Below are 9,291 nucleotides of genomic sequence, written 5' to 3' on the forward strand. Positions count from 1 at the left end.
AGTCCCCTCAACAAGTCTGGCCCCGTATTGTAGCCGATGGATTCGGCTGCGCACGAATGGACAGGCGCCGTGTCGCTGATTTCGTGACCGATCCGGCACTCCTGGGCTACAATGCGCCTTTTTCCGGCTGCACAAACGCCGGCCCGTTCATTCGTCCGACCCCGGATTTATTGATTCATGAGCAAGAAAAAGCCCGGAACGCCGAGCAGTACCATCGCGCTGAACAAGAAGGCGAAGCACGAATATCACATTGAGGACCGCTTCGAGGCGGGGCTCGCCCTGCTGGGCTGGGAAGTCAAATCCCTGCGCGCCGGCAAGGCCCAACTGGTTGATGCCTATGTACTCCTCAAGGACGGCGAAGCCTGGTTGCTCGGCTCTCACATCACGCCACTGATCGCAGCTTCTACCCATGTTATTGCAGACCCGACCCGGACCCGAAAACTCCTGCTGCACGCCAAGGAAATTGCCAAAATCGTCGGCAAGGTAAACCAGGCCGGTTACACCTGCATTCCGCTGGCACTCTACTGGAAAAACAACCGGGTGAAGTGCGAGATCGCCCTGGTGAAAGGCAAGAAGCAGTTCGACAAGCGCGCCACCGAGAAGGAGCGGGACTGGAACCGCCAGAAGCAGCGGATCCTGCGCGATACCAACATCTGACCACAGCTCCGCACAAATTCCTGAATAACTGACACCGGTCATGGGTAGGATCGACCGGTGTGTCGCATACTCACTCTCTTTGTTCAGATATCCAACAGGCCTATACTCGGGAGTCCCGGTGCATGGCAAAGGGAGAGCTTATGTCACCTAAACAGATACCCATGTCTGCCGTTGATCGCGCATGGCTGCGCATGGACACCCCGCAAAACCCCATGATGATCTGCGGCGTATGGACACTGGACCGCCCCATTTCCATGAGCCGTCTGCGGAACATACTTGAGACACGATTCCTGTGCTTCAGCCGGTTCCGTCAGCGGGTTGTGGACACAGGAGACCGCGCTTACTGGCAGGAGGATCCCCTGTTTGACCTGGACAACCATCTCCACCAGATCGCACTGCCGGGCAAGGCCGACAAAGCGGAGCTCCAGAAACTGGTCAGCGACATGAACAGTACCTCACTGGATTTCCGGCAACCGCTTTGGCAAATGCACTACATAGACAATTACGATGGTGGTGGCGCACTGCTGATTCGTATCCATCACTGCATTGCTGATGGCATATCGCTGGTTCGTGTCATGCTGTCTCTGACGGACAAAACTCCCGAACCCAGACTGAAAAAAGTCGCCTCAAAACATCATCCAAAAGTACACCAGACATCCACCATTCAACGACTGCTTCACCGTGTTGTAGACAACGCCCAAACGGCCAGCCATCAGGCCAGGCTGTTCATTCAGTCCGTTCGAGAAGAACCTAACTACCCCCTTAAGCTGGCCTCAACAGCCAGTGGTGTGGCGATGGATCTCTTGAAACTCGGTCTGGCCCCATTTGAGCCCAAAACCGGTTTGAAGCAGCCACTATCCGGGCGCAAGCAGGTGGCCTGGGCGGAACCTCTGGATCTTGCCGACGTAAAAGCCTGCGCCAAGGCTCTGGGTGGCACCATAAACGATGCATTGCTCTGTACAGTGACCGGCGCGCTTCAGCGTCACTTTGCCGCACACAAGGAATCCATCCCCGATTGCGGAATCCGTGTGGCGGTGCCGTTTAACCTCCGGCCTCTAGATCAGCCTATCGAAACTCTCGGCAACAAGTTTGGTCTTGTTCTCGTTACCCTGCCGGTGGAGGTCAAAGACCCGCTTATGTGCTTCCGGCAGGTACAGGAGAACATGAACCGGCTAAAGCGCTCCTATCAGGCCCAGGTCACTTACAGCCTGCTTGATATATTCGGTCGAGGTCCTGATGTTATAGAACGGCGGGCTCTGGACCTTCTGAGCAACAAAGCCTCCGCCGTACTGACCAACGTGCCAGGGCCGAAAGACGCCCTGTACCTTGCGGGCAGCAAACTCACCCAGCCCATGTTCTGGGTGCCCCAGAGCGGCAATATCGGCATTGGCATGAGTATTCTCAGTTACGCTGGCACCGTTCAGTTCGGCATTACCGTCGACAAGGCCATCCACGCCGACCCAGATGCGGTGATGGACTATTTCCGGCAAAGCTTCGAGGCCCTGCGCCACGCAGCCCTCGCCGGCCGGCAAGGCGCCCATGAACGCAAGGCCAGCTAGGCCCGTAGGTACATCTACCGGCCCATCAACACAAAACAGCAACAAACAAACCTTGAAGTCCGGCAAACCGGACACATATACTGTAGCTAAGGGGACGACATGGCTTCGACGCTGGTGGCGATCCCTTGAGTGCATGTCGAGATGGCAGCGAATCTCGTTAATCCAAAGCTGCAACGCAATAGTCGCAAACGACGAAAACTACGCACTAGCAGCGTAAGCTGCTAGTCGTCCTGACCGGGTCGCCCGTAGCCCGGAGCTACATCTCAGGACGTCATCGCTTACGGGATGCTCCGTTATCCAGAGTTCACTGGCTAGCGGCTAAGATTTAAAGAACTCGGTTCTTGCACCCTGGCTCTCGGGTCGCTTGAACTTAAATCAATAGAGAGACGCTAAACATGTAGACCTCAAGGCTGAGTGCTGGCGGACGCGGGTTCAATTCCCGCCGTCTCCACCAAACAACCAACAGAAAGCCCCTGATTTCAGGGGCTTTTTTCGTTTCCAGCCCAACAGAAATGCAGAAGGTGTCCACTATATGTCCACCGAGAGACGTCGAGGTTGGATGAGAAGACTAATAGATCGAGAGGTATCACCTGATACACATCTGATTAAAACAGTGGTCTTCTGGCTTCTGTTGCTGCCCCCATTGATAGGCGGAGTATCACTAGCGATCTATGCAGGGATATGTGCCGAGGTCTACTGGCAGTTCACCCCTGAAGCTTACAACCTGATAATTAAAAACTTCAAAATGCCACTTGGGGTGATGGGGCTTTCTATACCCCTGGCCGCGTTATCGGCAGCAATCCACCGTTCGGTTCAAACCTCCAGGCAGATAAAAGAGCAATATTCTCAGAATATCTTCTCCAATCACCTCGAACACAGAAACTACTTTTTCAGGTTCATCGAGGACTTCAATCCCTTCACCAACCTAGACATAAGCGTTCCTAAGCTATACGAGAAGCTCTTTCCTCGCGCTGTCGATGGGGGACTCGAGCCTGACAAAGCGCAAATAGATTTGATGCTTGAAGAAGTCCATGCACTGAACAAGTCAGCTCAGGAAGAACTCGAAGGAACCGCCAATAGCAACGACATACTGCTGAAATCCGATAAGTGCGAGGAAGCGATAGATAGCTACGAAGTTCAGCTCCAATTAATCACAGGAAAACCACCAAACCGGGAAGACCTTTTAAAAGACCATGCGCTGTTCAATATTGTAGCTGGAAAGCTCAAGGAATCGGTTGTCGTGGCAGACGGGATTATTGACTGCGCAAACTTCCATAGAAATTACATGGATAAGGCCGAAACCTCCAACTATGAAAGGATTGTCGAAATCTACAGAATCAACGGAGCGCTTATCAAGAACCTTCATCACAAGCAGAGTATCTATCAAGAGATCCGCGCGGCATTCGACGAGTATGTCGACAAAAATTACAAATTTAAGGCCGATGAAGACGGCGCTCAGGACCGATTTAAGTCACGACTTTCAGCGATGCAGACGAACCTACGGATTCAACCAGACTCAGAGATCTTAAGACAGGTAATCTTTAACTATTTCAACAGTAAAGAGCAGAGGCTGCTTAAGGAAAATGCCCCTGCAACGATCCAAGCAGCAATGGCGTAACAATCGCTATCAATCACACAGAAGGCTGAAACCTGACCGCTTGCTCAAGGTGGGATTCAGCCAGGTGAGCATATCGCATGGTCATTTGGATATTGGAATGGCCCAACACCCTCTGCAGGACAAGCAGATCTCCTCCATTCATCATAAAATGGCTTGCGAAAGTGTGCCTGAGGACATGAGCGGCCTGACCTAACGGCAACTTGATCTCTGATTTTTCAAGCGCTCGCCGGAAAGCCGAGAGCGAAAAACTAAAACAATCATGCGTTTTAAGGTGCTTTCGGATTTCCCCAAACAGCTCTTTGCTAACGGGCACGGATCTAGACCTACCGCTTTTGGTGTTCACGAACGTAAGCTTTCCTTCCTGGACGTGGCGTAGCTGCAAATTCTCAGCTTCTCCCCACCGAGCACCTGTTGCCAAACAAATCCTTGTTAGAAGGTGCACGTGTGGATTCTGACTGAAGTCCTCGATGGTTTTGAGAAGGTGCCGAATCTGCTCGACCGTGAGCCAGGATAGCTCCCTTTCATCCAGACGGATCATCTCAACATTCCTGATCGGGTTGTCGAATTCGATTTCGTTCAGCCGGTTCAGTTGGTTATAGACCGCGTTGAGGTAGCCAAGGTGATTGTTGAGCGTTTTCTTGCTGGCCCCTTTCTGGATCTTATGGGCTCGGTAGGCCAGGAAGGACGCCGGTGTTACGGTCCTGGCAATTGGGTTGCCCATGAATTCAGCCATCGCATCGAGACAACGCTTTCTGCGTTCACCGTCTTTAAGGTGGACACCTTTGGCGTTAAACCAAAGCTTGATCAACTGCTTCAGGGTTCGATTGTCGGCTTTAGACGGGTTCCACTCTCGCCCTTCTGCCCTCTTTGCCAGAACGAAGGTTTCAAAGCGTTTCGCCTCTGACTTTGAATCGAAGCTTTTACGGATACGCTTTGATCCTCGGCCATCCGTGCGCAGATCTACCTGCCACCGTCCTGATGGAAGTTTGCGAATCATGCCGCCACCTTGGTCAGTAGTCGTCGTTTTATAAGCCCATCCTGGACGAGCTGGAAGAGCTCGTTTTCATAGATCTCCCGTCGTCGGTAATAGGCGCACAGATCCTCCCATAGTCCGGATTTCTTGAGGCAGTCCCAAGCCTGGCGCGGGTTAAAACGGTTGCGTGCATAAATGGACAAGAGATTGCCAAAGGCCAGGGAAACGTTCTTTTCGTTGCCGCAACCGGGTTCCTTTTTTGCGCGTTTGTAGAGCAGATCCGGGGCGCTGTAGCCGAAGCCGATGTCGTCTCTGAGCTTGGTCCAGATGGGGTGTACCCATTCCCGTTTGACCTCGTAGCGGTTGCTTTGGAGAGCGTACTGCCAGAGGCCCGTCAGGTGAGGAACCGCGTCCATGTAGGTATAGATGGGGTTCATGTTGGGTGTGCCCTGGGAGATCTCGTTCACGATCCGGTGATGGAATCGGATTTCGAGACGCCAGACGGGTTTGTCAGGGTCATAGCAGGTATCCGGGAAGCACTCTTCGTTGCTGGCGCATTCCCAGATGGATTCCATGAAGGCGCGTTTGTCAGAAACGTCGATTTCCTTGGATTTGTCATAGAGACACACCTGAAGGCTGTTGGCCTTACCGAAGGTGTAGGTTTCACCTCTACCGTTTACGGTTGAGCCTTCCAGGCCCTGGAAGTGGAAGTCGCTCATGCCGTTATGGACGCTGATGGTTCGGGCCCGGGTCACGAACTGCTGGGCAAAGTCTTGCGGGGGTTCCCATCCCTGGACGTCCACGGCCAGGTGTAGCGCGATGCCAACGGGCTTAATGTTAGTGAGGAAGTACATACCCCACTCGGCAAGCTCATCATGGATCTCCTGGCTGGAGCGTTCATAGAGCCACCTTGGGGACGTTTCTATCTTGACGTGTGTGCCCAGTGTGTCGGCTTCGGCGTAAAAGTTCTGCAGGAGAATGGTTAAGCCGTATTCGCGATTCTGCAGGATGTACTTGAAGCCCCCTCTCCTGCCGGATTGGAGCCGGAACGGGATTTTCCTGATGGTGAGGGTGGCGTCGTAGCCGGATTCATATTCGGTGGCGATTTCGGCGAGGATTTCCGGTTTCAGTCTTCCCTGGAAGAGTTGTCGGACCGTGTCGGTGCCGGTCCAGAGGACATTTACACCATCAAGATTCACCTGTTGACCTTCCGGACCGATGAAGAGATCCCCTTTGCCGATTTCGCCGGTGTTGGTATCGATGCGCTCGAATTCTCTGATTTTCATCTGTGGCTCACTGTGGGTCTATGTGTTTCAACAACGACTTTCGTCGTTTTCTATGAGACGTGTTACAGGGACGTCTCCAAGCCGCTGCGCGGCGCGTGGTGGTCGCTCCGCTCGCACTCACGCGCCGTCGCCTTCCTTCTCGGGGAGTGCTGTTTGCAGATAGGAGGACCGGGATTGTTTGTCCCCTTCTGTCCTCTCCGGCTCCCGGTAGCTGTAATAGGTCACGAGCTGGCCCTGGATGACACAAAAGGGTTCGCCCGTTTTGAGGAACGTTGCGCAGTTCCTGGAATGAATCTTTCTCGTGCCGGTTTCGCCCCAGATCCAATAGACCTCATTCACTTCCCCGACGATCCGCCACTTGTTGGAGAGCGGCAGCCAGCCAGGTTCTATTTCGTGTATGACCTGGTGCGGTGCCCTGCCCTCTAAGCTGGCTTTGACAGCCCGGGTTCGTTGGGCGGTCTGTGCGCTTTGGGTGGCTCTGACCGGTTGCTGATTTGTTCCTGGTGTTGTTTGTTCGGTTGCCGTTCCTGGCGTGAGGTCATCGGTGTGATCTTCCGGGGTGAAGTAAGCGACCGCTTTCCACACTCCCAACGCCATGATGAGAATCGAGACCGGAATGCCGTACTTGATCAGCGGGTGTTTCAGGACGTTGGCGCGGTCGTCGGCTTTCTCTTCCATACCGGCGGCGAAGTCGGTTTTGTTCCGGGTGTGGCTCTTGTAGTACTGGTAGATGTCGGGCTTGTAGGAGCCGTAGAGCTGGCGCATGGGCTTTCCGGGCTTCTGGCCGGTGGCGGCTCCCATGTAGACATCGACCCGGTATTTGTTCTTCTGGCCGATGGCCGTGAGTTTGACGGCCCGGTAGGTTTCTTCCACGAGGCCCCTGACGAACGCACAGAGTTGGGCAAGGTCTTGAGTGACCAGCACGATTTCATTGGTTCGGCCGTCTTCCCCGACGTTGTGCCGGTGTTCGGTGAAAAACTCTTTCTGGCACTGAGGAATGTTCGTGGACTTCATGCCGCTTTTCCAGAAACGCCAGGCTTCATCGATGATCCAGATGACGCCGGCGGGGTGGCGATCCATATCAAAGAAGGTGGCGTCGTCTTCCGCTTCTTTATTGGTGAAGATCGTCACTTTGCCCTGGGGGTAGTCGTCGGCCAGTCTTCCGAGCTTCAGGGGAATGTTGGTGATGATGTGTCGGCCTGCTTCGAGGGATGGAATGACGACGTTTTCGACAACGCCGTAACTCTTTCCCGATCCGGGCAGACCTGCGTAACCGACGATGGACATGGGTTAGCCTATGAACGGAATGCGGCGGAGAATGAAACGGGCAATCAGGGCGGTCATCATGGCCGTGATGCCGTAGTCGAATTCGAAGATGGTCAGGAAGTACAGGAGCTGGCCGCCAAGGCCGTCGAAGATGCCCTGCAGGTCGACAATGTCGATTTCCGGTATCCAGTTCAGCATGAGTTCGACCGTATCGACCAGGAGGCTGTAGAGCTGGCGCGGTATCCACAGAACAATATCGATCAGTGCATCAATCAGTTTCTGGATCATGGTTAGGCCCTCAGGAAGACGAAGACGGCGGCCAGGGTCCACACGGCGATGAACAGCATGGACAACAGGCCTCGATGGTCGTCCAGGATCTGGCAGTGGCTATCGATGGGCATGGCCTGCCAATAGTCGGTGGCAGGAATGGTCCAGATTGGACAGGTGTTGTTGCTGGCAATGCTTGGGACCGTGGTGACCGCGTGGATGGTCGGGTTGTTGGTGATGGTCAGCTGCAGGCGTTCGCTGCTTTCGGCGAAGGTGGGCGCATCCCCGAGGCCGTCGGTGGAGTAACCGTCGTCCGGACCGTCCTTTATTTCCGTCAGGGTGTCGGCGGTGTCTTTAGTGTTCTGCTTGATGTCGGCCAGGTCGCCCAGGTAATCCTCGCCCTGGTCATTCACCAATCCGGTGCCATTACCACCGGATCCACCGCCGCCGGACAGTTCGCCGTTTTTGCCCATCTGTTCCAGGGAGGAAACGTTGTCAGCGATGCTTTTGACGGCGTTTTCAATCTTACCCAGGTGCTCGTTGCTCTGGTCGGTTTTGGCGTTGCCTTCGTTGATGGCTTTCTCAACGTTATCCAGGCCCTTCTCCACCGATTCGGGGTCATTTTCGCGCTGGTATTCGTCGGGTTCGCCGTCGCCGTCTGTGTCGGTGTTGGGCGCTTCCGGGGTGTCCGGTTCTTCCGGTTTGTTGGTCAGGGGTTCGCAGACAAAGCCGTAGTCGTCGACTACGGAAATGGATTCCCCCTTGCACTCAGGGACACCATAGTCCTTAGGCAGGCAACGGACCTTGCCATTTACGATGCCAATCTGACCGTCGGCGCTGCCGCTGCACTGGTCGATATCCCCGCAGAAGGACACCGGCGGTTTGCCGTAACCCAGGACGATCTCGCCCCGATAGTCGTCCGTTTCAGAAGTGCATTCGTTATCGTCTTCGGGGGGCGGGAGGCAGGCGCCGTTGAGCATGCCGTGTTCGCATTCAGGCTGGCAGATTCCACTGACGGGATCGTGAGCGAGGCCGTGTTCTTTGCATTCTTCGGGAGGCTGGTCGTTCAGTTCACAGCGGGGATTTGCACCCACTCCCGCATCGGTCCAACCGTCCTCACAACCGCAATCACCAACGGGCTGTTCGCCAGTGATGTGGTTTTTCTCATGAATATAGGCAGGGCAAGAGCCGGTATCTCTATAAGCAGTGACATACCCGGCTTGTATGGAACATCCGTCCGAGGCAGACCAGCCCTCATTGGGGGCATCTTCTATCCAGCAGTAATAGCCGTCCTGATTGCACAATGAATCAGCCGCCATGAAACCTTCAACAACCGCCCTCGCCTCAGACTTCGTCGCGCTGTTACACGCTACCGGGGAGGTGCCCTGATCATAGTAGACACGGGAGGCTATGGTTGATTTCGCCGCCAGAAGAGGCGCCGACACCATCAGGCAGAGCCACAGGATCAGACATCTTTGAAGAGATACACGCACAGTGCCACCCCCATCATGAAGAATGTCCAATCCCACAGCTCTGCCACGATTCACGCTCCTACTTGATCATGCTCAGCAGGAGACGGGCACCCTTGCGCACGACGTAGAAGCCGGCCAGAACACCCACGACGGCGATGACGCCGGTGATTTCACCGGAGAAATCGAGGCCACC

General features: G+C 54.7%; 8 protein-coding genes and 1 other RNA gene. 4 read left to right on the plus strand and 5 right to left on the minus strand.

Going from position 1 to position 9,291, the window contains the following annotated elements; genetic code table 11:
• Positions 1-177: 177 nt before the first annotated feature.
• The 4 genes from smpB to ACN0XM_RS14855 all read left to right on the plus strand — a co-directional run bounded on the left by smpB (position 178) and on the right by ACN0XM_RS14855 (position 3,834).
• Positions 178-657 carry an SsrA-binding protein SmpB gene (gene smpB, locus ACN0XM_RS14840; RefSeq protein ID WP_099617562.1) on the plus strand — a complete coding sequence of 160 codons (480 nt, stop codon included), beginning with the start codon at positions 178-180 and terminating at the stop codon, positions 655-657.
• Positions 658-797: 140 nt separating this feature from the next.
• Positions 798-2,216, plus strand: coding sequence for a WS/DGAT/MGAT family O-acyltransferase (locus ACN0XM_RS14845; RefSeq protein WP_417567713.1), 1,419 nt, complete (start codon positions 798-800; stop codon positions 2,214-2,216).
• A gap of 90 nt (positions 2,217-2,306) precedes the next feature.
• Positions 2,307-2,670: a transfer-messenger RNA gene (gene ssrA / locus ACN0XM_RS14850) on the plus strand.
• 78 nt (positions 2,671-2,748) lie between these two features.
• Positions 2,749-3,834: a hypothetical protein gene (locus ACN0XM_RS14855; RefSeq protein ID WP_417567714.1), complete on the plus strand. Its 1,086-nt coding sequence runs from the start codon at positions 2,749-2,751 to the stop codon at positions 3,832-3,834.
• A gap of 13 nt (positions 3,835-3,847) precedes the next feature.
• Here the strand turns inward: ACN0XM_RS14855 and ACN0XM_RS14860 are convergent, their stop codons facing one another.
• The 5 genes from ACN0XM_RS14860 to ACN0XM_RS14880 all read right to left on the minus strand — a co-directional run bounded on the left by ACN0XM_RS14860 (position 3,848) and on the right by ACN0XM_RS14880 (position 9,119).
• On the minus strand, positions 3,848-4,831 hold the full coding sequence (locus ACN0XM_RS14860) for a tyrosine-type recombinase/integrase (RefSeq protein ID WP_417567715.1): 984 nt from the start codon (positions 4,829-4,831) through the stop codon (positions 3,848-3,850).
• Entirely contained in the window at positions 4,828-6,093 is a 1,266-nt protein-coding gene (locus tag ACN0XM_RS14865) for a hypothetical protein (RefSeq protein WP_417567716.1), read from the minus strand. Before ACN0XM_RS14865 ends, ACN0XM_RS14860 begins: the two co-directional genes overlap by 4 nt.
• A gap of 117 nt (positions 6,094-6,210) precedes the next feature.
• Positions 6,211-7,380 carry a zonular occludens toxin domain-containing protein gene (locus ACN0XM_RS14870; RefSeq protein ID WP_417567717.1) on the minus strand — a complete coding sequence of 390 codons (1,170 nt, stop codon included), beginning with the start codon at positions 7,378-7,380 and terminating at the stop codon, positions 6,211-6,213.
• A gap of 3 nt (positions 7,381-7,383) precedes the next feature.
• Positions 7,384-7,647: a hypothetical protein gene (locus ACN0XM_RS14875; protein ID WP_417567718.1), complete on the minus strand. Its 264-nt coding sequence runs from the start codon at positions 7,645-7,647 to the stop codon at positions 7,384-7,386.
• 2 nt (positions 7,648-7,649) lie between these two features.
• Complete coding sequence (locus tag ACN0XM_RS14880) at positions 7,650-9,119, minus strand: hypothetical protein (protein WP_417567719.1); 1,470 nt, start codon at positions 9,117-9,119, stop codon at positions 7,650-7,652.
• Positions 9,120-9,291 lie beyond the last annotated feature (172 nt).

Source organism: Marinobacter sp., from assembly GCF_048269445.1.
Taxonomy (GTDB): domain Bacteria; phylum Pseudomonadota; class Gammaproteobacteria; order Pseudomonadales; family Oleiphilaceae; genus Marinobacter.